Raw genomic sequence first — 22290 nt, forward strand, 5'->3', positions numbered from 1 at the left:
TCCTCAGTACGCCAGGGCACGGTCGACGGCGTCGAGCACCCGGTCCAGGCCCGGCAGGTACTCCTCCTCCAGGCGCGCCGGCGGGTACGGGGCGTGGTAGCCGCCGACCCTGAGCACCGGGGCCTCCAGGTGGTAGAAGCAGCGCTCCGTGATCCGGGCGGCGATCTCCGCGCCCGAGCCGAAGAACACCGGGGCCTCGTGGACCACCACCAGTCGGCGGGTCTTCTCCACCGAGGCCTGGATCGAGTCGAAGTCCAGCGGGGACACCGAGCGCAGGTCCAGGACCTCCAGGGACTTGCCCTCCTCGGCGGCCGCGTCGGCGACCTCCTGGCAGAGCTTCACCATCGGGCCGTAGGCGGCGAGGGTGAGGTCGGCGCCCTGGCGGACCACGCGCGCCTTGTGCAGCGGGCCGGGGATCGCCTCGGTGTTGACCTCGGCCTTGTCCCAGTACCGCCGCTTGGGCTCGAAGAAGATCACCGGGTCGTCGCTCTGGATGGCCTGCTGCATCATCCAGTACGCGTCCGACGCGTTGGAGGGGCTGACGATCTTCAGGCCCGCCACGTGCGCGAACAGTGCCTCGGGGGACTCGGAGTGGTGCTCGACCGCGCCGATGCCGCCGCCGTACGGGATCCGGACGACGACCGGGAGCTTGACCTTGCCCAGTGAGCGGGCGTGCATCTTCGCCAGCTGCGTGACGATCTGGTCGTAGGCCGGGAAGACGAAGCCGTCGAACTGGATCTCCACGACCGGGCGGTAGCCGCGCAGCGCGAGACCGATCGCCGTGCCGACGATGCCCGACTCGGCGAGCGGCGTGTCGATGACCCGGCTGTCGCCGAAGTCCTTCTGCAGGCCGTCCGTCACCCGGAAGACGCCGCCCAGCTTGCCCACGTCCTCGCCCATGATGAGGACCTTGGGGTCGGTCTCCAGGGCGCGGCGCAGGGACTCGTTGATCGCCTTCGCGAGAGCCAGGTTTTTGGATGTCATCGTCTCGGCCATGTCAGTTACCCCCCTCTGCGTCCGCGAACGACGCCTGGTAGGCGGCGAACTGCGCTCGCTCCTCGTCGACCAGCGCGTGCCCGTCCGCGTACACGTTCTCGAAGATCGCGAAGTGGTCCGGGTCCGGCATGGCGCGGACCGCTTCGCGCACTCGCCTGCCCAACGCCTCGCTCTCGGCCTCCAGTTCCGCGAAGAATCCCTCGTCCGTGTGGTTTGAGGCCTCGAGGTGGCGGCGAAGGCGCAGGATCGGGTCCTTCGCCTCCCAGGCGGCCCGCTCGTCGTCGTGCCGGTAGCGGGTGGGGTCGTCGGAGGTGGTGTGGGCGCCCATGCGGTACGTGTACGCCTCGACCAGCGTCGGGCCCTCGCCGCTGCGGGCGCGCTCCAGCGCCCACTTCGTCACGGCCAGGCAGGCCAGCACGTCGTTGCCGTCGACGCGGACGCCCGGGAAGCCGTAGCCCTGCGCGCGCTGGTAGAGCGGGACGCGGGTCTGCTTCTCGGTGGGCTCGGAGATCGCCCACTGGTTGTTCTGGCAGAAGAACACCACGGGGGCGTTGTAGACCGCGGAGAAGGTGAACGATTCGGCGACGTCGCCCTGGCTGGAGGCGCCGTCGCCGAAGTAGGCGATGACCGCCGAGTCCGCGCCGTCCTTGGCCACGCCCATCGCGTAGCCCGTGGCGTGCAGCGTCTGGGAGCCGATGACGATCGTGTAGAGGTGGAAGTTGTTGCTGTTCGGGTCCCAGCCGCCGTTGTTCACGCCGCGGAACATGCCGAGCAGGTTGGACGGGTCGACACCGCGGCACCAGGCGACGCCGTGCTCGCGGTAGGTCGGGAAGACGTAGTCGTCCTCGCGGGTGGCCCGGCCGGAGCCGATCTGGGCGGCCTCCTGGCCGAGCAGCGAGGCCCACAGACCGAGTTCTCCCTGGCGCTGCAGGGAGGTCGCCTCGGCGTCGAAGCGTCGGGTGAGCACCATGTCGCGGTACAGGCCGCGGAGCTCTTCAGGGGTGATGCCGGCGACGTACTTGTCGTACTCGGCGCTCTTGACGCGCTTGCCCTCGGGCGTCAGCAGTTGGACGAGCTCGGGCTCGCCGTGCGGCGATTTCCTGGCGCTCGCCGTCGCCTTCTTGGCGGTCGTACGCTTGCCGGCCGTGCTCTTCGCACCGGTCGTACCTGCGCTGCGTCGCGGTGTGCGCGCGGCAGTGCTCTCCACGGTCACGTGTGCTCCTCCGTCGGTCCGGCTACCCGGGTTCGCCGGGCGCCAGTGCGGCTCACCTGTGGCCTCACGGACGCACGGGGTGGGTGCGGCTCGTTCGGGAACAGGCGTGACAGGTGCCCCGGCGAGCGCCCTGCAAAAGGCACGTTACCCAGTGCTCCACATTTCTGTGAAACCCCTCCTGACCTGCGTTTTTGATTGGATTTCCAAGTAAAAACGCAAAATCGGGAACAGTTCCTGGTCACAGCCTTGCAGGGGGCCGGAACAACGGCACGTTATCCCGGTGACCCAGGTCACGGGAAGGGTTCTCGTGTCGTCGGGGCCGGCGGTTCGGCATCTTGCACTCGACCGGCAGAGCCTTGGCGCGCCACTTCGAGCACATCCCGTGATCGAAAGCGACTGTCTGTGACAACGCCCAGTTCGCGGGCGCTTTCCCTGTCCTAGCATCGGGCAGCGTGCCGCGCTCTTGTGTACCACCCCTCGTGTCTCACGCGCCCCCGCTGGGCGCTCTCCTCCGCCAGTACGCCGCCGCCGGTTCCGCCCTCGCCTGCGAGCCCGTCGACCAGGGGCTGCTCAACCGCGGCTACCGGCTCTGTACGACCCGCGGCCGCTACTTCCTCAAGCACCACTTCGACCCCGAGACAGCCGACCCACGCGCGGGCGCGCGCCGAACGGGCGAACGGTGGCCCTCGCGCCGCCGACAGCCCCGACCCCGCCGACACCTGCACCCTCATCGACGACCTGCTCGCCCGCGTACGCCGCCACCGTCCCGCCGACTCCTTCGACGAACTGGCCCGCCACCGGCTCCTGGAGCGCCGCGCACTGCTGGAGCGGCACGCCGACCGGCGGCCTCCGCGCGGGGGCTCGGTGGGCTGGGTGCACGGCGACTTCCACCCGTTCAACCTGCTCTACCAGGGGGACGCGCCCGCCGCGATCGTCGACTGGGACCGGCTCGGGATGCAGCCCCGCGCGGAGGAGGCCGTACGGGCCGCCGCGATCTTCTTCGTGCTGCCCGTCGGCGCCCTCGACCTGCCGAAGGTGCGGGCCTACGCGCGCGCCTACCGGCGTACCGCCGGGGCCACGCCCTCCGAACTGGCGGCGGCCGTGCACCGCGTGTGGTGGGAGCGCCTCAACGACTTCTGGATGCTGCGCTGGCACTACGAGCGCGGTGACACCCGCGCGGACTCGCAGTTCCCGGCGGCCTCGGCGCTCGCGGTGTGGTGGACGCGGGAGTACGACGCGGTGTGCGACGCGTTCGCCGACTGAGCGAGCCTCAGGGGCCGTGGAAGCCGACTGAGACGAGCTCAAGGGGCCGTAGAAAAAGGGACGTAGAAGTGGAAACAGAGCACGCGCGCGTGGAGCCCGTTTCCCGGGCCGCACGCGCGCGTGGAGGCTGTTTCGGTCAGCCGGTCAGAGGCCGCCGCCCGTGCCCCCGACGTCGCCCGTTTCGCCGCCCGTCGGCCCCGAGGTCGTAGGCACGTCCGTCGGCGCGCTCGTCGTCGGTGCGTCCGTCGGCGCGCTCGTCGTCGGCGTGTCCGTCGGTGCGTCCGTGGGCCCGCTCGTCGTCGGCTGATCCGTTGGCTCGTACGAGGGCGTGTACGACGGCGTGTAATCCGAGCCGGAACCGGTTCCGGTGTCGTTCTCCGTGGCCGTGTCCGTGGGCTCGTCGGTCGTGTCGTCGGTCGGCGCCTCACTGGCCGTCGCGTCGTCGGTGGTCTGCGAGGTGGTGGTCGGCGACTGCGTGGGGTCCGTGCCGGGGTCCTTCTTGTCGCCGCTCTGGAGCGCCAACGCCACACCCGCGGCGATCGCGATCACCGCGAACACGGCGAGGATCCACAGCTTGCCGCGGCCACCGCCCTTGTTGCCGTGACCCTCGAAGCCGCCGTCGTCCCCGCCGCCGTAGCCGGCGGGCAGGATCGGCTGCGGGATCTGTGTGGTGCCGGAGGAGTCACCGCCGGGGTGCGGCAGCACGCTCGTGCCCGCCATGCCCGCCGCCGGGGTGTGCCGGCCGTCGTGCGTGTCGACGGGGCCGGTGTTCCAGGTGCCGGTGTGGCCGCCCTGCTCGTACAGCATCTGCAGGCCGTACTGGACCAGCCCGCGCATCTCCTCGGCCGTCTGGAAGCGGTCGTCCGGCTCCTTGGCCAGCGAGCGCATGACGAGGCCGTCGAGCTCCGGCGGACAGGCGTCGGACGCCTCGGACGGGGGCGTCGGGATGTCCTGGACGTGCTGGTAGACCACCGACAGCGGCGTCTCGCCGGTGAACGGGGGCCTGAGCGCGAGGAGTTCGTAGAGCAGACAGCCCGTGGCGTACAGGTCGGAGCGGTGGTCGACGGCCTTGCCGAGGGCCTGCTCGGGGGAGAGGTACTGCGGGGTGCCCATGACCATGCCGGTTTGAGTCATCGTCGTGGACGCCCCGTGCAGGGCGCGGGCGATGCCGAAGTCCATCACCTTCACCGCGCCGTTGTGCGTGATGATGACGTTGGCCGGCTTGATGTCGCGGTGCACGATGCCGTGCTGGTGCGAATAGGCGAGCGCCTCCAGCACACCCGAGACGATGATCAGGGCCTGCTCGGGGCCGGGCGCCTCGGCGTTGAGGAGCAGGTCGCGGATCGTGCGGCCCTCGACGATCTCCATCACGATGTACGGCACGGACTGGCCGCCCACGAAGTCCTCGCCGGAGTCGTACACGGCGACGATCGCGTGGTGGTTGAGGCCGGCCACGGACTGGGCCTCGCGCGTGAAGCGGGCCTTGGAGACCGGGTCCTCGGCGAGGTCGGCGCGCAGCAGCTTGACCGCCACGGTGCGTCCGAGCCGCACGTCCTCGGCGGCGAACACCTCGGCCATGCCGCCCCGGCCGAGTCTGCGGGTCAGCCGATATCGGCCGTCCCCGACAAGCCCGCCATTACCCCACATTTCCGGCGCATCTGACATCCCGCCGCCAGTCGCCTCGGGGTCGGACGGGCCCTGAGCGCGCTGCTGCTGTGCCATCAGTCCTCGCCGTCGTTTCTGCCCGCGGTGCGCGCGGTGTTGTTACGGTCTCCGTCGGCCACGCTACAGCCTCCGCGCAAGCCGCCGGTCCGGGAAGGCCCCGGGGATCGGCCCGAGACGGACCGGCCATGAAACCTGTAGTGAGTGTCGGCGTGCAAATTCTGTGTACCAGCGGTACGCCCGCGGTAACGCTTCCGCGACGCTTCTTTCGCGTACGGTCACGGAACGGGCACCGAGCTTGACGTGTCAGTGCCCTCCGGCAGACTTGGCCGGGAATGGCACATGGGATCAACGACAGTCGGCGCCTGAAAGGCCATGGGGGACGCAGAGAATGAGCCAGGACGCCGCACACGGCCGGTATGCGGGGCGGGCGCTCGCCGGTGGCCGCTATCAGCTGCGTGACCTGCTGGGCGAGGGCGGCATGGCCTCGGTGCACCTCGCCTACGACGCCGTGCTGGACCGGCAGGTCGCGGTCAAGACACTCCACACCGACCTGGGCCGGGAGCAGGCCTTCCGAGAGCGTTTCCGCCGCGAGGCGCAGGCCGTGGCCAAGCTCACGCACACCAACATCGTCTCGGTCTTCGACACCGGCGAGGACACGCTGTCCGACAGCGGCTCCGCCGCGGGCGACAGCATGCCGACGCCGTACATCGTCATGGAGTACATCGAGGGCCGCCCGCTCGGCTCGGTGCTCGACGAGGACGTACGGCAGCAGGGCGCGATGCCCGCCGACAAGGCGCTGAAGATCACCGCCGATGTGCTCGCCGCGCTGGAGATCAGCCACGAGATGGGCCTGGTCCACCGGGACATCAAGCCGGGCAACGTGATGATGACCAAGCGCGGGGTCGTCAAGGTGATGGACTTCGGCATCGCGCGTGCCATGCAGTCCGGCGTCACCTCGATGACCCAGACCGGCATGGTCGTCGGCACCCCGCAGTACCTCTCGCCGGAGCAGGCTCTGGGGCGCGGGGTGGACGCGCGCTCCGACCTCTACTCGGTCGGCATCATGCTGTTCCAGCTGGTCACCGGGCGATTGCCGTTCGACGCGGACTCGCCGCTGGCCATAGCTTACGCACACGTCCAGGAGGAGCCGGTAGCTCCTTCTTCGATCAACCGTTCGCTTCCGCCGGCCGTGGACGCGCTGGTCGCCCGCGCGCTGAAGAAGAACCCGAACGAGCGTTTCCCGAGCGCCGAGGCCATGCGCGACGAGTGCCTGCGCGTGGCATCCTCCTTCCAGGCCGCCGCGCCGAGCATCGTCCCGGGCGCGCACACGCCGAGCGGCGCGGGCGTCGGCTCCGCGGTGTTCCCGCCGGTCGACCAGGCCACGCCGGGGCCCGCGGGCAACGTACAGATGCCCTACCAGCCGACCCCGCCGCCGAACCCGTACGGCACCCCGGCGCCGGCGGCGCCCTCCCCGGCGTACGGCTATCCGCAGCAGGGCGGCTACCAGACGCCGGGCCCGGCCGGGTACGCGCCGCAGCAGACCCCGTCGACCCCGCCGCCGTACAACCTCACGCCCCAGACCACCGTCCCGTCACCCTCCGGTGGCGGCAAGGGCAACAAGCCGGTGGTCATCGGCTCGATCGCGGTGTCGGTCGTCGCGATCGGCGGCCTGATCGCGGCCCTGCTGATGAACAGCGGCGGGGACAGTCCCGAGGCGGGCGGGGACAGCAGCGCCAGTGCCTCGGTATCGGCGACCCAGGCGGCCGGCTACCGCGGGCCGGACAAGACGCGGACCATCGAGAACACCGAGTGCACCGAGCCGGAGGAGTCGTACAACGACCCCAAGATGGTGCGGATGCCGGACTTCACGTTCAAGAACTGGGACTCGGTTCGTTCGTGCCTGCAGGCCGCAGGCTGGCGGTACGACATCCGCGACTACGACGAGAACACGTACGGGGACGACACCGTGATGCGCCAGTCACCCACGGTGGGGACGGACTTCGACCCGAAGAACCCGCCGGAGATGCAGTTCGACGTCTCCACAGGCAACCCACCCCAGTAAGAGGTGTGGGGCGGAACCACATGAACTCCACCCTCACACCGGGGTTGACTCACCATCGAATCGGCCGCCGCCGGCGAGGCCATGAGGGGTATCGACAGGCAGGCGAGGGCGCCTGCCGTGACGAGCGCCGAGTTTCGCATCTTCACGTGGGTCCTCCTGGATAGTCAGGAGGGCCGAGAGTAGATCTTCCGCGCTTTTGACATGCCCACAGTCGTCTTGATCTCCTGGATCCCGCCCCGCACGTCGCGCGGGGCGGGATCCAGGTTCTCCTACAGAGCGGGATCCGGGCTTTCCTACAGATACGGACCTCCCGAACGGCCGCCCGCGCGCGGGTCGTCGCCGTCCTCGTGGCCGCCGACGCCCGGCGGGAGGGCGCGGCGCATCTGCTCCAGCTGGGCCCGCGCGGCCATCTGCTGGGCGAACAGGGTCGTCTGGATCCCGTGGAAGAGTCCCTCGAGCCAGCCGACCAGCTGGGCCTGCGCGATGCGCAGTTCCGCGTCGCTCGGGGTCGTCTCGTCCGTGAAGGGCAGGGAGAGCCGCTCCAGCTCCTCGACCAGCTCCGGGGCCAGGCCGTCCTCCAGCTCCTTCACCGAGCTGGCGTGGATCTCCTTGAGCCGGACCCGGCTGGCTTCGTCGAGAGGTGCCGCGCGCACCTCTTCGAGCAGTTGCTTGATCATGCTGCCGATCCGCATCACCTTGGCCGGCTGCTCGACCATCTCCGTCACCGGAACCTCGCGGGAGTCCTCGTCTCCTCCGCCGCCGAGCGCCATGCCGTCCTGGCCCACGACCAGGATCTGGGGGTTCTCCGGCGACCTTTCGTTCCTCGGCATCTCCATGCCGCCATTCTCTCGCACCCCTACACCTCACCACCGTGGTGCCCCCGGTGAAGGCTGATCCACCCTTTACGCGGCACATCAGCGGCACATCAGCACTCTGGCGGAACCCTGAATGCCAGGCTATGCGTCGAATGCCAGGATTGCTCCGTGACTCCAAGGCGGCGCACACGGCGAGCACTGCGCGCGACGGGACTGCTGATCGTGGTCCTGGGGGCGGGCGTGACCGTTTCGCCGTACGGCACCGGCTGGTCGTACGGCGTCGAGGCGGCGCCCAAGGTGGCTGCCTCCCCTTCCGCCGCCGAGCCCTCCCGGGCCGGGAGTCGGGCGGGTGAGGGGCGGGAGCGGCCGGGGCGGCGGGTTCCGGAATCGGCGCCCGAGGACGCCGATGACACCGGGGCCCCCGAGGACGAGGGCGGCCAGGAGGCCGGCGGCGACCTCACCGCCGTACCGGAACCGCCGCGTGCGACCGGCGGCGTGCCGTCGGGGCACCCGCTGCGGCCCGCGGAGCAGGGACAGCCCGCTGGGCGGGACGATCGGTCCGCCGAGCCCGGGCTGAAGATCCTGCCGCTCGGCAGCGGGCTGATCCTCGTCGGGCTCGGTCTCGGACTCGCCTTCGTCGCGCTGCGGATGCGGCGGGGTCTTTCGTAGGGGTTCTACGGTCGTGAGGGTTCTACGGTCATGAGGGTTCTACGACGTGACGAGCAGCAGCTTTCCGATGTGGCCGCTCTCCTCGACGACCCGGTGTGCGGTGGCCGCGTCGCTCATCGGGAGCTCACGGTCGACGACCGGGCGTACGTGGCCGGCGTCGACCAGGGGCCAGACGTGTTCCCGTACGGCCGCGACGATGGCCGCCTTCTCCTCGAGCGGCCGGGCGCGCAGGGTGGTCGCGCTGATGGCGGCGCGCTTGGCGAGGAGGGCGCCGATGTTCAGCTCGCCCTTGATGCCGCCCTGCATGCCGATGATCGCGAGGCGGCCGTTGACGGCGAGGGCCCGGACGTTGCGGTCCAGGTACTTGGCGCCCATGATGTCGAGGATGACGTCGGCGCCCGCGCCGCCGGTGGCCTCCTTGACCGCGGCGACGAAGTCCTGCTCCCGGTAGTTGATCAGCACGTCGGCACCCAGCTCCGCGCAGCGGTCCAGCTTCTCCTTGGTGCCCGCCGTGACGGCGACCTTGGCGCCAACGGCCTTGGCGAGCTGGATCGCCATGGTGCCGATGCCGCTGGAGCCGCCGTGCACCAGCAGCGTCTCGCCGGGGCGGAGGTGGGCGATCATGAAGACGTTCGACCAGACCGTGCAGACCACCTCGGGCAGTGCCGCGGCCTGTACGAGGCCGAGTCCCTTGGGCACGGGCAGCAGTTGGCCGGCCGGTACGGCGACCTTCTCGGCGTAGCCGCCGCCCACGAGCAGCGCACACACCTCGTCGCCGACGGCCCAGCCGGAGACGCCGGGGCCGAGCGCGGCGATCCGTCCGGAGCACTCCAGGCCGGGGTAGGGGGAGGAGCCGGGCGGCGGGTCGTAGAAGCCCTGCCGTTGCAGGAGGTCGGCGCGATTGACGGCACTCGCCACCACCTCGACCAGCACCTCACCCTCACCGGCCACGGCATCCGGGACCTCGCCCCACACCAGCGCCTCGGGCTCACCAGGTTCAGGAATCGTGATCGCATGCATGAGGGGGACGCTACTCCTCGTTTGCCGGGCGGCTGCCTGTTGGTGCCGGGCGGCTTCACGTCGGTGCCCGGCGGCTCCCTGTCGGTGCCCGGCGGCTTCACGTCGGTGCCCGGCGGCTCCCTGTCGGTGCCCGGCGGCTTCACGTCGGCCACCGATCAGCTCCTCGCCAGGCCCGGGCCGCGCTTCTCACCGGCCGCCTGGCGGCTCCTCGCCCACCTCAGAACCGGCCACCGATCAGCTCCTCGCCAGGCCCGGGCCGCGCTACTCGCCGGTCGCGGGCCGACTTTTCGCCGGCTGCCGTCGTCCCCTCATCGGTCCCCACCCGAACTGCTCATCCGCCGCCACCCGAACTACTCACCGCCCTCGCCCGCGCCCCTCACCATCCGCCACTCGACCCACTCACCGACCCCGCCCGCGCCTCCCGAACCACCGACCGCCTCCTCGCCAGCCACCCGGTGCCCCTCATCGGTCGCGGGGCGGCCCCGCGTAGACCGTAAGACGGTGGCGGCACCTTCTCGGGCTCCGGTCGGGCCGCCCTCGGTCCCCGGACCGTCTCCCCTCCGCCTCCGGTCCCCCTCCCCCTACGCCCTTCGACCTATCCGCCGAGAAATCCCTGTGCGCGACCGATGAGTTTGCGCGACGGTAAAGGTCTCCCCATGCGTAACCCAAGTACGCGGAAGGACATCCCACCATGAGCCAGCACACGTCCGGCCTGGCCATCGAGACCGCGGGGCTGGTGAAGACGTTCGGCGAGACACGGGCCGTCGACGGAGTCGACCTCGCGGTGCCGGCCGGCACGGTCTACGGCGTCCTCGGTCCGAACGGCGCCGGCAAGACGACCACCGTCAAGATGCTCGCCACCCTGCTGCGCCCCGACGGCGGTGAAGCCCACGTCTTCGGCCACGACGTCGTGCGCGAGGCCGACGAGGTCCGCAGCCGGGTCAGCCTCACCGGCCAGTACGCGTCCGTGGACGAGGACCTCACCGGCACCGAGAACCTGGTGCTGCTGGGCCGCCTCCTCGGCCATGGGAAGCCCGCCGCGCGAAAGCGTGCCGCGCAGCTCCTGGAGGCCTTCGGGCTGACCGAGGCCGCTGGGAAGCAGGTCAAGAACTACTCCGGCGGCATGCGGCGCCGTATCGACATCGCCGCCTCCATCCTCAACACCCCCGATCTGCTCTTTCTGGACGAGCCGACGACCGGGCTCGATCCACGCAGCCGCAACCAGGTGTGGGACATCGTGCGCGCCGTGGTCGCCCAGGGCACCACCGTGCTGCTGACCACGCAGTACCTGGACGAGGCCGACCAACTGGCGTCCCGGATCGCCGTCATCGACCAGGGCAAGGTGATCGCCGAAGGGACGAAGGGCGAGCTGAAGGCGTCCGTCGGCGCCGGTTCCGTACACCTGCGACTGCGCGATCCGGCGCAGCGACCGCAGGCCGAGGAGGTACTGCGGCTGGCCCTGGACGCGGACGTGCAGCGGGAGCCGGACCCGGTGGCGCTGACGGCCCGCGTCGGGGCGGGGGCGGCGAACGGGCAGGGCGCGGCCGAGCAGGCGGCCCGCGCGCTCGCCGAACTGGCCCGCTCCGGCATCGTCGTCGACAACTTCGCCCTGGGTCAGCCCAGCCTGGACGAGGTCTTCCTCGCCCTCACCGGACACGACACGAAGGCCTCCGAGACGAAGGCCGACGACACGACAAGCGAGGCAGCAGCATGAGCACCGCGACGACCCCGGACACCAAGGACCTCGCCCCCGTCAGCACCGAGTCGCTCGCCGCGCTGCTCGTCTCAGGCGAGCGCCCGCCACGCCCCAGCGCGTGGTCGGCCTCACTGACCTTCGGCTGGCGGGCCATACTCAAGATCAAACACGTGCCGGAGCAGCTCTTCGACGTCACCGCATTCCCGATCATGATGGTGCTGATGTACACGTACCTGTTCGGGGGCGCACTGGCCGGCTCCCCGAAGGAGTACATCCAGTTCCTGCTGCCGGGCATCATGGTGATGTCGGTCGTGATGATCACGATGTACACCGGCGTCTCGGTGAACATCGACATCGAGAAGGGCGTCTTCGACCGCTTCCGGTCGCTGCCGATCTGGCGGCCCTCGACGATGGTCGGCTATCTGCTCGGCGACGCCCTGCGCTACTCGATCGCGTCGGTCGTGATGCTGACCGTCGGCCTGATCCTGGGCTACCGCCCGGACGGCGGGGTCATCGGCGTGCTCGCCGGGATCGCGCTGCTGGTCGTCTTCTCGTTCGCGTTCTCGTGGGTCTGGACGATGTTCGGACTGCTGCTGCGCACCGAGAAGTCGGTGATGGGCGTCAGCATGATGGTGCTGTTCCCGCTGACCTTCCTGTCGAACATCTTCGTCGACCCGAAGACCATGCCGGGCTGGCTGCAGGCCTTCGTCAACAACAGCCCGATCACCCACCTGTCGACGGCCGTGCGCGAGCTGATGGCGGGCGACTGGCCGGCCGGCGACATCGCCTGGTCGCTGGGCTGGGCAGGCCTGTTCGTGGTGGTCTTCGGTCCGGTCACGATGCGGCTGTACAACCGCAAGTGACAGCGTTGCCGTCGCAAGGGACAGCGGTGCCGTCGCAAGTGATCAGCGGCACCACCGCGGTGATCAAGCGTGAGGAAGCGGGCGGACGTCGGGGGCGACCTGCGTACCCGGCGTCGCCCGCACGATGGTGATCAGCCGGTCCGTCAACTCCAGCTTCCCGACGGCCGGATCGTCGTATCCCAGCACCCGGTGCCCGCGTACGACGCTCACCACCAGGTCCTGCGTCTCCCGCGGGGTCTTGCCCACCTCGGCTTTTATGACCGGCCGTTCGACTATGTCCAACCCGCTGCCCTGCTGGATCAGGTCCTCCATCACCATGCCGGCCGCCGGGCTGAGCACGGAGAGGCCGAGCAGCCGGCCGGCCGCGCTGGCGCTGGTGATCACCGCGTCGGCACCGGACTGCTTCAGCAGCGGTGCGTTCTCCTCCTCGCGCACCGCGGCCACGATCTTCGCGCCCTTGTTGAGCTGCCGGGCCGTCAGCGCCACCAGCACGGCCGTGTCGTCGCGCTGCGTCGCGATGATGATCTTGCGCGCCTTGTGCACCTCGGCCCGCTTCAGGACGTCGCTGCGCGTCGCGTCCCCCATGACTGCGGCGTACCCCTCCGCGGTCGCCGCGTCGATCACCTTGGAACTCGGGTCGACCACGACGACCTGTTCCTTCTTCAGCCCCGTCGCGCAGACGGTCTGGATCGCCGAGCGCCCCTTGGTACCGAAGCCGACGACGACGACGTGGTCGCGCAAGGTGGACCTCCAGCGGTTGAGTCGCCATTCCTCACGGGTGCGTTCGGTGAGGACCTCCAGCGTGGTGCCGACCAGGATGATAAGGAACAGCACACGCAGCGGCGTGACGACGAAGATATTGGTGAATCGGGCGGCGTCACTGACCGGGGTGATGTCGCCGTAGCCCGTGGTGGAGAGGGTGACGGTCGCGTAGTACCACGCGTCCAGGAAGTCGACGGAGCCGTCGGAGTTGTCGTTGTAGCCGTCATGGTCGGCATAGACGATCAGGGCGGTCGCCACCAGGACCAGCAGGGCCATGGACAGCCGTTTGGCCACCTGCCGGAACGGGTGCTCCACCACTTTCCGCGGGAGTTTCACCCGATGGATCACGAGATGTTCGTCCGCCTCGCGGGCGATCACGTCACGGCCCGGAAGTTTCACGTGAAACACACCCCGATTCCGGCTGCCGCCCAGGGCAGGTCGAGAAGTTCCGTCTCCTGACCCGGCCGTGCCCCGCCCGGCGGTACGACGGCCAGGGCGTCGGCCACCGCGATGCCACGCAGCATCGCCGGGCCGTTGTAGTGCAGCGGCACGGCACGGTCACCGCGCAGCACCACGGGGATGAGCCGGGTGTCGTACGGATGCCCGTGCGCCTCGCCCATCAGGGGCAGCGTGTACGGCTCGGGGACGGGGCGTGCCGCCAGGGTACGCAGCAGGGGCTCGGCGAGCGTGAGCAGGCCGGAGACGGCCGCGAGGGGGTTGCCGGGCAGGCCGACGAGGTGCTGGTTCGCCTTGGTGCGGGCCAGCAGCATGGGGTGGCCGGGACGCACCTCGACGCCGTTCACCAGGAGTTCCGCCCCGAGGCGCTGGAGGGTGGGGTGGACGTGGTCGACCGGGCCCGCGGCGGTGCCGCCGGTGGTGACGATCAGGTCGGCGTCGGAGCTGGTGATCGCCTTGCGCAGGGCCTTGGCGTCGTCGCCGAGCCTGCGTACGGCGGTGACCTCGGCGCCGAGTGCGCGCAGCCAGGGCGGCAGCATCGGGCCGAGCGCGTCGCGAATCAGGCCGTCGTGCGGTGTGCCCTCGGTCAGCAACTCGTCGCCCAGGACGAGGACGTCGACGCGGGGGCGGGGTACGGCGGTCACGGTGTCGTATCCGGCGGCCGCGGCGAGGCCGAGTACGGCCGGGGTCACGACGGTGCCGACCGGCAGGAGCTGGTCGCCGCTGCGACACTCCTGGCCGCGCGGGCGGATGTCCTGGCCGTGCACGATCTCGCGGGTCGCGTGCAGGTGGCCCTTGTCATCGGTGCGGCCGTGCTCGCTGCGGAGGACGGCGGTGGTGTCCGGGGGGATACGGGCGCCGGTCGCGATCCGGACAGCCTCGCCGTCGGTCAGGGGCTCGGGCTCGCTATGGCCGGCCAGGACGCCCTCGTCCCGTACGTCCCAGGGGCCGGGGCCGGCGACCGCCCAGCCGTCCATCGCGGAGGTGTCGAAGGAGGGCAGGTCGGTGAGGGCGGTGAGGGGGGCCGCCAGGGTGAGGCCGAGGGCGGCGTCGAGCGGCACGGACGCGGGGGCACGGCGGGCGCCGGGGGAGGCGGAGTGCGGGGCTCGGGCGGCGATCTCGCGGGCCTGGGGCCACGGGGTGGCTCGGTGACGGGCGTCCTGTTTGTGTTCCGGCTTGTGCGGGGCGCCGTGGTGGCCGCCTTGCGCCGCGTGTGCGGACATGTGATCAGCGGCCGCGTGGCCGTTGTCTTCCTTCACGAGGGCGAGCACTTCCTCGACGTCGAAGTCGTCGGCGTCCTCGGTGTCCCGGGCGTCCTGCCCGGTGCGGATGCCACGGGCGGTCATCCGGCGTCCGGTCGGGTGTCGGGCGTGGCGTCGGGGGCCACGTCGGGCTTGCCATCGGCCGTGTCCTCGTCGGCCCAGCGCAGGGCCAGCGCCGCGGCCTTGCGCGAGGCGTCGGCGACGGCCTCGGGGCCGCCTCCGGCCTGCGCGGCAGCGTAGCCGACGAGGAAGGTGGTCAGCGGGGCCGCGGGCCGCGCCACCCCGTGGGCGGCGTCGCGGGCGAGGTCGAGCAGGACGCCGGTGTCGACGTCGAGGTCGATGCCCAGCTCGTCCTTGACTGCGGAAATCCATTCATCCAACACGTGCCCATGCTCCCTGATCCGTGCCCTGGCTGTGGCGATGTCGTCCCAGGTGTCGCAGTCGAAGGACGCGACGGGTTCCAGGACGCGGGTGAGGTCGAGCGCGGCGGTCAGCCGGCGCAGGGGCAGTCCGGTGAGACCGCTGTGCTGATCGCTGAGTGCGGCGAGTTCGCGGCGCAGTGCGGGTGCCTGGTACGCGGCGACGAGCGGCTGGTCGCGGCCGTCGGCGTCGGTGAGCAGCACACCGTCGGCGCCGCACGCCCGCAGGGCGGTCAGCAGCCGCCGTACCGTCGCGCCGCCGAGGAACGGCAGGTCGGCGGAGAGTACGACGACCTCCTCGGCCGTGGTGTGCCGCAGCCCGGCGTCGAGGGCGGCGAGCGGTCCGCCGCCGGGCGGGTCCTCACGCGCCCAGGTCACGGGCCGCGCGGTGGGCCGGGGATCGGCGACGACCACGGTGGTGTGCGCGTCGGAGCAGGCGGCGAGCACCCGGTCGAGCAGTGCGCGCCCGCCCACGCGCACCCCGGGCTTGTCCACGCCGCCGAGCCGCCGGGCGGCACCTCCGGCGAGTACGACGGCGTCGTAGATCTCGGATCCGGGGTCGTCGAGGGCCTCGTACACGGTCACCCTCCGAGTATGCGTGCCGCCGCGATCACAGGGAACGCAGGGAGGCAGCGCAATCCCGGCGCGATCCCGGCGCTATCAGAGGGTGCGGAGCAGGACCGCCGGCTGTTCCACGCAGTCCGCCACGTATCGCAGGAAGCCACCCGCCGTGCCGCCGTCGCACACCCGGTGGTCGAAGGTGAGCGACAGCTGGACGACCTGCCGCACCGCCAGCTCGCCCTCGTGCACCCAGGGCTTGGGGGCGATACGGCCGACGCCGAGCATGGCCGCCTCGGGGTGGTTGATGATCGGCGTGGAGCCGTCGACGCCGAACACGCCGTAGTTGTTCAACGTGAAGGTGCCGCCGGTGAGTTCCGCGGGCGTGAGGGTGCCCGCGCGGGCGGCCTCGGTCAGCCGGGCGAACTCTGCGGTCAGCGACTCGGCGTCGCGCGCGTGCGCGTCCCGTACGACGGGCACGACGAGTCCCCGCTCGGTCTGCGCGGCGAAGCCGAGGTGGACGTGGTCGAGTTGGACGACCTCCCTGGCCTCCATGTCGACCGTGGAATTGAGCTCGGGGAAGCGGGCCAGGGCTGCCGTGCAGATGCGGGCCAGCAGGGCGAGGAGGGAGATCTTCGGTCCGCCGGTGGCGTTCATCGCCGTTCGCGCCCGCATGAGCTCCGTCGCGTCGGCGTCCACCCAGCAGGTGGCGTCCGGTATCTCGCGGCGGCTGCGGGAGAGCTTGTCGGCCACGGCGCCGCGGACGCCCTTGAGGGGAATGCGGGTGCCGGTGGGGGTGGTCGCGGGGGCCGGGGCGGGTGTGGTCGTTGTCGGCGTCACGCGCGCGGGCGGCGAGGCAGGCTCCGTCACGCGTCCCTGCGCGGCCGCCGCCCGCAGCGCGTACTCCACGTCCGCCCGCAGGATCAGTCCGTCGGGCCCGGAACCGGTCAGCTCCCGCAGGTCGAGGCCGTTCTCGCGGGCGAGCCGGCGAACCAGCGGCGAGATCACGGGAACGGGGCCGTCCGCCACCTCGGGAGCCGCGGGAGCAGAGGGAGCCGAAGCCGAGGGAGCCGCGGGCCGCCCGTTCGACGCGGCGCCGACGGGCGCCGACTGTCCCGGCCGTACCCTGCGCCTGCGCGCGGGTGCCTCCGATGTGCCGTACCCGACCAGCACGTTGCCCGAGCTCTCGGTGTCACCGCCGGAGGCCGGCGCGCCGACCGCCACCGTGATCAGCGGCGCCCCGACGGGAAGCTCCGTGCCCTCCTCGCCGAAGCGGGCGGTGACGACGCCGCCGTACGGACAGGGCACCTCGACCATCGCCTTGGCCGTCTCGACCTCCACGACCGGCTGGTCGACGGCGACGACGTCGCCGACCTGGACCAGCCAGCGGACGATCTCCGCCTCGGTGAGTCCCTCCCCGAGATCCGGGAGCTTGAACTCCAACACTTGTGCCATCAGCTCTCGGCCTCCCACTGCAGACGCCCCACGGCGTCCAGGATCCGGTCCACGCCGGGCAGGTGGTGACGCTCCAGCATCGGCGGCGGGTAGGGGATGTCGAACCCGGTCACGCGCAGCACCGGCGCCTCCAGGTAGTGGAAGCAGCGCTCCGTGACACGGGCCGCGATCTCCCCTCCCGGGCCGCCGAACCCACCCGACTCGTGTACGACGACCGCTCGCCCGGTCCGCCGTACCGAGGCGCAGACCGTCTCGTCGTCGAAGGGCACCAGGGAGCGCAGGTCGACGACTTCGAGGTCCCAGCCCTCGTCCCGTGCCGCCTCGGCGGCTTCGAGGCAGACGGGCACGGACGGTCCGTACGTGATGAGCGTGGCGCTCCGGCCCGAGCGCCGCACCACCGCGCGGCCAATCGGTTCAACGGTCTGCGGCTCGTCCGGGTTCCAGGAGTCCTTCGACCAGTACAGGCGCTTGGGCTCCAGGAAGACGACCGGGTCGTCGGAGGCGATGGCGGCGCGCAGCAGGCCGTAGGCGTCGGCGACGGTCGCGGGCGTGACGACATGGAGCCCCGGAGTCGCCATGTAGTACGCCTCGGACGAGTCGCTGTGGTGCTCGACGCCGCCGATGCCGCCGCCGTAGGGCACGCGGATGGTGATCGGGAGCGGCATCGCGCCGCGCGTGCGGTTGCGCATCCGGGAGACGTGGCTGATCAGCTGCTCGAAGGCGGGGTACGCGAAGGCGTCGAACTGCATCTCCACGACCGGCCTGAGCCCGTACATCGCCATGCCGACGGCCGTGCCGAGGATGCCCGCCTCGGCCAGCGGGGTGTCCGTGCAGCGGTCCTCGCCGAACTCCTTGGCGAGGCCGTCGGTGACCCGGAAGACCCCGCCGAGGGTGCCGACGTCCTCGCCCATGACGTGCACGGCCGGGTCGGCGGCCATGGCGTCGCGCATCGCGCGCGTGAGGGCCTGCGCCATGGTGGCGGGCTTGAGGGCGACGGTGGTCATCGGTGCGTCCCCTCCCGCTCGGCCTCGATCTCGGCCCGCAACTGGTCCTGCTGCTCGCGCAGTTGCTCGGTGGGCTCGCCGTACACGTGCGCGAACAGGTCCATGGGGTCGAGCACCGGGTCCTGGTTCATGCGCTCGCGCAGGTCGGCGGCCATGGCCTCGGCGGCGTCCCACGCGGCTTGTTTCGCGTCCTCGTCGAGCAGGCCGCGCTCGGTCAGCTCGTGCTCCAGGAGTGCTATCGGGTCGTGTTCCCGCCAGGCGGCGACCTCGGTGTCCTGGCGGTAGCGGGTCGCGTCGTCGGCGTTGGTGTGGGCGTCGACGCGGTACGTGATCGCCTCGATCAGGGTGGGGCCGCCTCCCGCGCGCGCGTGGCGCACGGCGTCGGTGAGGACCTCGTGGACGGCGGCGGCGTCGTTGCCGTCGACCAGGCGGCCGGGCATGCCGTAGCCGACGGCCTTGTGGGCCAGCGACGGGGCCGCGGTCTGCTTGGCGAGCGGGACGGAGATCGCGAAGCCGTTGTTCTGGACCAGGAAGACGACCGGGGCCTGCCAGACGGCGGCGAAGTTCAGCGCCTCGTGGAAGTCGCCCTCGCTGGAGCCGCCGTCGCCGACCATCGCCAGCGCGACCACGTCGTCGCCCTTGAGACGGGCGGCGTGCGCGAGGCCGACGGCGTGCGGGAGCTGGGTGGCGAGCGGGGTGCACAGGGGGGCCACGCGGTGCTCGCGCGGGTCGTACCCGGTGTGCCAGTCGCCGCGCAGGAGGGTGAGGGCCTGCACGGGGTCCACGCCGCGGGCCACGGCGGCGAGGGTGTCGCGGTAGCTGGGGAAGAGCCAGTCGCGCTCCTGAAGAGCGAGCGCGGCGGCGACCTCGCAGGCCTCCTGGCCGGTGCTCGAGGGGTAGACGGCCAGTCGGCCCTGTTTGGTGAGCGCGGTGGCCTGCGCGTTGTACCGACGGCCGCGCACCAGCTCGGCGTACAGGCGGCGCAGCAGGCCGGGGTCGGCCTCGGCGGCCGCCTCCGTGCCGCAGACGCGGTACGGCTCCGCGTCGGGCAGCAGCGGCGCGGGGTCGGTGCGGGGCTGCCAGGCGGGCGGCGGCGACGGCCGATACGCGCCTCGCTGCTCCATGACCGTCATGACGGCACCTCCTCGTGGGAGCGGCTTCCGGCGCACCACGGGTGTGATGCGCCTCACCTACCGATTGTTCGGTCGTCGGCACATTTTGGCTACAGGCACCCTCAGGCTGTGGACAAACGGTTCTCCACAGCCTGAGATGGACGCAGTACGTCCACGGCGGAGAGGCGGGAGGACATGGCACCTGAACAAATGGCCGAGAGCCCGGACGGCAGCGGCCCCTTGTCGGCCCCTCGTCCCCTCGACGCCATTGATCAGGACATCCTCCACATGCTCCAGGCGGACGGCCGCGCCTCGATACGGTCGGTCGCCGAACGGGTCCACGTCTCCCGCGCCAACGCCTACGCACGGATCAACCGCCTCATCGAGGACGGCGTCATCCGCGGCTTCGGCGCCCGCGTGAACCATGAACGCGCCGGGCACGGCACTTCGGCGTACATCACTCTGAAGATCGTCCAGAACTCCTGGCGCACGGTGCGCGAGCAGCTCAGGCAGTTGCCCGGCGCCTCGCACATCGCCCTGGTGGGCGGCGACTTCGACGTCCTGCTGCTGGTGCACACGCCCGACAACAGGGCGCTGCGCGAGCTGGTGCTGACCCGGCTCCAGGCGATTCCCGAAGTGCTCAGTACGCGCACGCTGCTGGTGTTCGAGGAGGAGGACCTGGAGCCGCAGGGCTGAGATTTCCGGTCCCCCTGTACTCCTTGCGGCCCTTCAGTGCTCGTTTCAGTGCTGGTTTCAGTGCTGGTTTCCGTGCTCGTTGCGCAGTCCCGAGAACACCAACTGCACGACGGCATCGGCGACTTCCCGCTCGCTCATGCCCCGCCCGTCCGGCCGGTACCACTCCACGATGGAGTTGATCATTCCGAAGACCAGCCGGGTCGCGAGCCGCACCTCCACGTCGCCGCGCACGTCCCCGTCGGCCGCCGCCGCCTTCAGCAGCTCGGCGACCCGATGGTCGAAGTCGCGGCGCCGCTCCAGCGCCCATCGCTCGGTGCCCGTGTTACCGCGCACGCGCAGCAGCAGTGTCACGTACGGCAGTTCGGCTATGAGCACCTCGACCATGCGCCGTACGACGTACTCCAGGCGCTCGGCAGCGGGCCCCACGCGCGCGTGCTCCTCGTCGAGGATCCCGAAGAGCCCGTCGATGGCCCGGCTCACGGCCCGGCGCAGCAGTTCCTCCTTACCGGCCACATGGTGGTAGATCGACGACTTGGAGATGCCGGCCGCCTTGGAGAGGTGCTCCATGGAGGTGCCGTCGTAGCCGCGCTCGTTGAAGACCCGGACGGCGACGGACAGCAGCGTCTGAGGGGTGTACGTGTCGCGCTTGGCGGTCGTCATGAGGTGCTGCCCTCCCGCTTGTCGGTGGCGTACGCGTGGCGGTACAGCGCGAGGGACGGCGCGTAGCGCCCCGAGGGGTCGCGCAGGTGCAGGTCGTCGAGGAGGGCGTAGGCCCAGTTGCGGCCGAGTCTGCGGCTCCATTCGAAGGGCCCGAGCGGGTAGTTGACGCCCAGGCGCATGGCGGTGTCGACGTCCTCCTCGGTGGCCACGCCCTTGGCGACCGCGTCGTGCGCCAGGTCGACGATCCGCGCGACCGTACGGGCGACGATCATGCCGGGGACGTCGCCGATGACGCTGACCTGCTTGCCGAGCGCCTGGAAGAGGCCAATGGCCTCGGAGAGCGTCTGGGGCGAGGTGTCCTGGGATGCGGACAGGGCGATGCGGGTGGCCCGGCGGTAGTCGAGCGCGAGGTCGAAGTAGACGACGTCCCGGAACTCGACCGAGGTCTGGCCGTCGGCGAGCGCGAGCTGGCCGCCGCTGGGCAGCACCAGTCGGCTGCCGTGGTCCTCTTCCTCCTCACGGACCTGGATGCCCGCCTCGCGGATCAGGGCCGGCAGTTCGCAGGCGGGGCCCAGGTCGCCCTCGGCGACGACGTACGCGGGCGGCTGGGCCCGCTCCGCGGTGTGCGGCTCGGCCCCCTCGGAGCCCTCGGAGTAGTCGTACCAGCCGTGCCCGGTCTTGCGGCCGAGGCGGCCCGACTCCACGAGGCGCCGCTGGGCGAGCGAGGGCGTGAACCGCACGTCCTGGAAGAAGGACTGCCACACGGAGTGGGTGACGGACTCGTTGACGTCCTGGCCGATGAGGTCGGTGAGTTCGAAGGCGCCCATCTTGAAGCCGCCGCACTCGCGCAGCACGGCGTCGATGGTGGCGGGGTCCGCGCCCTGGGCCTCGTAGACCGCGAAGGCCTCGGCGTAGAAGGGCCGCGCGATGCGGTTGACGATGAAGCCGGGGGTGTCGGCGCAGGCGACCGGCGTCTTGCCCCAGGCGCGTGCCGTCTCGTACGCGCGCGTGGCCGACGTGACGTCGCTGGCGGACCCGGAGACGACCTCGACCAGCGGCAGCAGCGGCGCGGGGTTGAAGAAGTGCAGGCCCACGAAGCGGCCGGGGTTGCGCAACGCGCCGCCGATCGCGGTGACCGACAGGGAGGAGGTGTTGGTGGCGAGCAGACAGTCCTCGCCGACGACGTCCTCCAGCTCCCGCAGCAGCTCCTGTTTGACGTCCAGCCGCTCCAGGACGGCCTCGACGACCAGGGCGCAGTCCGCGAGGTCGGCGAGGCGCTCGGCGGGCAGCAGACGGGCGCGGGCGGCGTCCCGGTCGGCGGCGCCGAGCCGGTCCTTCTCGACGAGCCGGTCGAGCCGGGCGCCGATCGCCGCGGCGGCCTCCCGCGCGCGGCCGGGGACTGCGTCGTACAGCCTTACGGAATGGCCGGCGACCAGCGCGACCTGGGCGATGCCCTGGCCCATGGTGCCGGTGCCGACGACGGCCACGGGGCTGCTGAGGTCGAGTGCTGTCATGTGCGCGATCCTCCCGCACGGGGTTTTCCACAGATGCGGCAGGCCCCCTTGTCCCGACCGATCGTTCGGTTACTCTAACTCTGTCGGACTGTCCCTGCCCAGGTTTCTGCCCAGGTCATGAACTCGACGA

18 protein-coding genes and 1 pseudogene are annotated in these 22290 nt (G+C 71.2%); 6 read left to right on the forward strand and 13 right to left on the reverse strand.

Going from position 1 to position 22290, the window contains the following annotated elements; genetic code table 11:
- Positions 1–3 precede the first annotated feature (3 nt).
- Both CLM62_RS22430 and pdhA (CLM62_RS22435) read right to left on the reverse strand, forming a co-directional pair.
- The gene (locus CLM62_RS22430) at positions 4–996 is read right to left on the reverse strand and encodes an alpha-ketoacid dehydrogenase subunit beta (protein WP_095751642.1); all 993 of its coding nucleotides are present in this window, start codon (positions 994–996) and stop codon (positions 4–6) included.
- Between the two features lies 1 nt (position 997).
- On the reverse strand, positions 998–2209 hold the full coding sequence (gene pdhA / locus CLM62_RS22435) for a pyruvate dehydrogenase (acetyl-transferring) E1 component subunit alpha (RefSeq protein WP_095751643.1): 1212 nt from the start codon (positions 2207–2209) through the stop codon (positions 998–1000).
- A gap of 452 nt (positions 2210–2661) precedes the next feature.
- Between pdhA (CLM62_RS22435) and CLM62_RS22440 the strand changes: the two are divergent.
- Positions 2662–3472 (forward strand): annotated as a pseudogene (locus CLM62_RS22440) (phosphotransferase).
- Positions 3473–3616: 144 nt separating this feature from the next.
- On the opposite strand, the gene CLM62_RS22445 reads toward CLM62_RS22440, so the two are convergent.
- Positions 3617–5194, reverse strand: coding sequence for a protein kinase (locus CLM62_RS22445; RefSeq protein WP_095751644.1), 1578 nt, complete (start codon positions 5192–5194; stop codon positions 3617–3619).
- A gap of 331 nt (positions 5195–5525) precedes the next feature.
- Between CLM62_RS22445 and CLM62_RS22450 the strand changes: the two genes are divergently transcribed.
- Positions 5526–7199, forward strand: coding sequence for a protein kinase (locus CLM62_RS22450; RefSeq protein WP_095751645.1), 1674 nt, complete (start codon positions 5526–5528; stop codon positions 7197–7199).
- A 293-nt stretch (positions 7200–7492) separates the two neighbouring features.
- Here CLM62_RS22450 and CLM62_RS22455 read toward each other — a convergent pair whose 3' ends face one another.
- Positions 7493–8035 (reverse strand): bacterial proteasome activator family protein, encoded by a 543-nt coding sequence (locus tag CLM62_RS22455; protein WP_095751646.1) that lies wholly within the window; start codon positions 8033–8035, stop codon positions 7493–7495.
- 147 nt (positions 8036–8182) lie between these two features.
- Between CLM62_RS22455 and CLM62_RS22460 the strand changes: the two genes are divergently transcribed.
- Positions 8183–8683 (forward strand): hypothetical protein, encoded by a 501-nt coding sequence (locus CLM62_RS22460; protein WP_257004002.1) that lies wholly within the window; start codon positions 8183–8185, stop codon positions 8681–8683.
- A 39-nt stretch (positions 8684–8722) separates the two neighbouring features.
- Here CLM62_RS22460 and CLM62_RS22465 read toward each other — a convergent pair whose 3' ends face one another.
- Positions 8723–9703, reverse strand: coding sequence for an NAD(P)H-quinone oxidoreductase (locus tag CLM62_RS22465; RefSeq protein WP_095751647.1), 981 nt, complete (start codon positions 9701–9703; stop codon positions 8723–8725).
- 691 nt (positions 9704–10394) lie between these two features.
- Between CLM62_RS22465 and CLM62_RS22470 the strand changes: the two genes are divergently transcribed.
- Both CLM62_RS22470 and CLM62_RS22475 read left to right on the forward strand, forming a co-directional pair.
- On the forward strand, positions 10395–11417 hold the full coding sequence (locus CLM62_RS22470; RefSeq protein ID WP_095751648.1) for an ATP-binding cassette domain-containing protein: 1023 nt from the start codon (positions 10395–10397) through the stop codon (positions 11415–11417).
- Positions 11414–12262 (forward strand): ABC transporter permease, encoded by an 849-nt coding sequence (locus CLM62_RS22475; protein WP_095751649.1) that lies wholly within the window; start codon positions 11414–11416, stop codon positions 12260–12262. Before CLM62_RS22470 ends, CLM62_RS22475 begins: the two co-directional genes overlap by 4 nt.
- 63 nt (positions 12263–12325) lie before the next feature.
- Here the strand turns inward: CLM62_RS22475 and CLM62_RS22480 are convergent, their stop codons facing one another.
- The 6 genes from CLM62_RS22480 to pdhA (CLM62_RS22505) form a co-directional block, all read right to left on the reverse strand.
- Positions 12326–13423: a TrkA family potassium uptake protein gene (locus CLM62_RS22480; protein ID WP_095751650.1), complete on the reverse strand. Its 1098-nt coding sequence runs from the start codon at positions 13421–13423 to the stop codon at positions 12326–12328.
- Entirely contained in the window at positions 13420–14826 is a 1407-nt protein-coding gene (locus CLM62_RS22485; protein WP_095751651.1) for a molybdopterin molybdotransferase MoeA, read from the reverse strand. Before CLM62_RS22485 ends, CLM62_RS22480 begins: the two co-directional genes overlap by 4 nt.
- Positions 14823–15746 (reverse strand): molybdenum cofactor guanylyltransferase, encoded by a 924-nt coding sequence (locus CLM62_RS22490; RefSeq protein WP_257004004.1) that lies wholly within the window; start codon positions 15744–15746, stop codon positions 14823–14825. Before CLM62_RS22490 ends, CLM62_RS22485 begins: the two co-directional genes overlap by 4 nt.
- A 75-nt stretch (positions 15747–15821) precedes the next feature.
- The gene (locus tag CLM62_RS22495) at positions 15822–17174 is read right to left on the reverse strand and encodes a dihydrolipoamide acetyltransferase family protein (RefSeq protein WP_095751652.1); all 1353 of its coding nucleotides are present in this window, start codon (positions 17172–17174) and stop codon (positions 15822–15824) included.
- Positions 17174–18178 carry an alpha-ketoacid dehydrogenase subunit beta gene (locus CLM62_RS22500; protein WP_095751653.1) on the reverse strand — a complete coding sequence of 335 codons (1005 nt, stop codon included), beginning with the start codon at positions 18176–18178 and terminating at the stop codon, positions 17174–17176. The genes CLM62_RS22495 and CLM62_RS22500 overlap by 1 nt, the downstream gene beginning before the upstream one ends.
- On the reverse strand, positions 18175–19311 hold the full coding sequence (pdhA, locus tag CLM62_RS22505; protein ID WP_095751654.1) for a pyruvate dehydrogenase (acetyl-transferring) E1 component subunit alpha: 1137 nt from the start codon (positions 19309–19311) through the stop codon (positions 18175–18177). Before pdhA (CLM62_RS22505) ends, CLM62_RS22500 begins: the two co-directional genes overlap by 4 nt.
- Positions 19312–19500: 189 nt before the next feature.
- Between pdhA (CLM62_RS22505) and CLM62_RS22510 the strand changes: the two genes are divergently transcribed.
- On the forward strand, positions 19501–19986 hold the full coding sequence (locus CLM62_RS22510; protein WP_095751655.1) for an Lrp/AsnC family transcriptional regulator: 486 nt from the start codon (positions 19501–19503) through the stop codon (positions 19984–19986).
- 57 nt (positions 19987–20043) lie between these two features.
- On the opposite strand, the gene CLM62_RS22515 is transcribed toward CLM62_RS22510, so the two are convergent.
- Positions 20044–20646, reverse strand: coding sequence for a TetR/AcrR family transcriptional regulator (locus CLM62_RS22515; protein WP_095751656.1), 603 nt, complete (start codon positions 20644–20646; stop codon positions 20044–20046).
- Complete coding sequence (locus tag CLM62_RS22520) at positions 20643–22160, reverse strand: 3-hydroxyacyl-CoA dehydrogenase (RefSeq protein WP_095751657.1); 1518 nt, start codon at positions 22158–22160, stop codon at positions 20643–20645. The genes CLM62_RS22515 and CLM62_RS22520 overlap by 4 nt, the downstream gene beginning before the upstream one ends.
- Positions 22161–22290 lie beyond the last annotated feature (130 nt).

The sequence above is a fragment of the Streptomyces sp. SA15 genome (assembly GCF_002291145.1).
Classification (GTDB): Bacteria; Actinomycetota; Actinomycetes; order Streptomycetales; family Streptomycetaceae; genus Streptomyces.

Coding starts and splice junctions, on each gene's coding strand:
- CLM62_RS22430 (WP_095751642.1), bottom strand. CDS start 996: ATGGCCGAGACGATGACATCCAAAAACCTGGCTCTCGCGAAGGCGATC.
- CLM62_RS22445 (WP_095751644.1), bottom strand. CDS start 5,194: ATGGCACAGCAGCAGCGCGCTCAGGGCCCGTCCGACCCCGAGGCGACT.
- CLM62_RS22450 (WP_095751645.1), top strand. CDS start 5,526: ATGAGCCAGGACGCCGCACACGGCCGGTATGCGGGGCGGGCGCTCGCC.
- CLM62_RS22455 (WP_095751646.1), bottom strand. CDS start 8,035: ATGGAGATGCCGAGGAACGAAAGGTCGCCGGAGAACCCCCAGATCCTG.
- CLM62_RS22465 (WP_095751647.1), bottom strand. CDS start 9,703: ATGCATGCGATCACGATTCCTGAACCTGGTGAGCCCGAGGCGCTGGTG.
- CLM62_RS22470 (WP_095751648.1), top strand. CDS start 10,395: ATGAGCCAGCACACGTCCGGCCTGGCCATCGAGACCGCGGGGCTGGTG.
- CLM62_RS22475 (WP_095751649.1), top strand. CDS start 11,414: ATGAGCACCGCGACGACCCCGGACACCAAGGACCTCGCCCCCGTCAGC.
- CLM62_RS22485 (WP_095751651.1), bottom strand. CDS start 14,826: ATGACCGCCCGTGGCATCCGCACCGGGCAGGACGCCCGGGACACCGAG.
- CLM62_RS22495 (WP_095751652.1), bottom strand. CDS start 17,174: ATGGCACAAGTGTTGGAGTTCAAGCTCCCGGATCTCGGGGAGGGACTC.
- CLM62_RS22500 (WP_095751653.1), bottom strand. CDS start 18,178: ATGACCACCGTCGCCCTCAAGCCCGCCACCATGGCGCAGGCCCTCACG.
- pdhA (WP_095751654.1), bottom strand. CDS start 19,311: ATGACGGTCATGGAGCAGCGAGGCGCGTATCGGCCGTCGCCGCCGCCC.
- CLM62_RS22510 (WP_095751655.1), top strand. CDS start 19,501: ATGGCCGAGAGCCCGGACGGCAGCGGCCCCTTGTCGGCCCCTCGTCCC.
- CLM62_RS22515 (WP_095751656.1), bottom strand. CDS start 20,646: ATGACGACCGCCAAGCGCGACACGTACACCCCTCAGACGCTGCTGTCC.
- CLM62_RS22520 (WP_095751657.1), bottom strand. CDS start 22,160: ATGACAGCACTCGACCTCAGCAGCCCCGTGGCCGTCGTCGGCACCGGC.